Source organism: Streptomyces sp. DH12 (genome assembly GCF_020873895.1).
In the GTDB taxonomy this organism is placed as follows: domain Bacteria; phylum Actinomycetota; class Actinomycetes; order Streptomycetales; family Streptomycetaceae; genus Streptomyces.
This window is the reverse complement of the sequence record NZ_JAHWGT010000288.1, coordinates 1-706: the sequence shown is the minus strand read 5'-3', so window position 1 is coordinate 706 and position 706 is coordinate 1. Positions and strand designations below refer to the sequence as shown.

General features: G+C 67.0%; 1 pseudogene. It reads left to right on the top strand.

The features are described from left to right. Positions 1 to 326: 326 nt before the first annotated feature. Positions 327 to 706: pseudogene (locus tag LPA54_RS34085) on the top strand (hypothetical protein); the annotation flags it as partial.

Genomic DNA, 706 nt, shown 5'->3' with positions numbered 1-706 from the left:
CACCAGCCCGACGGCCGTCACGGCGAACGCCCACCGGAAGGTCTTCCACAGCACCCGGCACTCTCCCTTCCCCCCCCCCCCCCGATCGGACGACGGATTCGGCTCCAGTGCCCCTTCCCCCACCTTCCGTAACGCGCGGACCCCGCACATCCACCGATCACCGGTACGCCGTCACACGCCCACCCCGCGGAACCGCGGGCGCAGACGCCGGCTGAGGAGAGGCCGTACGCCGGGCGGCGGATCACGCGTGGACGGTCCTGCACGGATATGGATGGTTGTGCCTTCCACCGCCGCGTCCGGCACGTCGGCACATGTCAGCATGCACCATGATCCGAGTCATGCTGTGCGGTGCCGCGGACACGCGTCGGGTGCAGGACGAGTTCGTCCGGACCGTTGCCGACTTCGGCGGCGTTCCCTGGCACTTCCTCAACGGCACGATGAACTACATCAACTCCGCCTCGTCCGACTGGGAGGAGAACTCCCGCGCCACGGTCCAGGAAGCGGATGTCTGTGTATTCGTCATCGTGGAGGAGATCGGGCACATCACATGGGGAACAGAGGTGACCGCGGCACTGCTGGCCGGCAAGCCGTTCCTGGTGCTCTGTCAGCAGTCGACCTATGAGCGGTACCTCGTCCTGAACGACGAGTTCCGCCCTCCTGCCAGCCTCGACCTGCTGGAGGAGGGCACCCGGAATCTGGTCAGCAC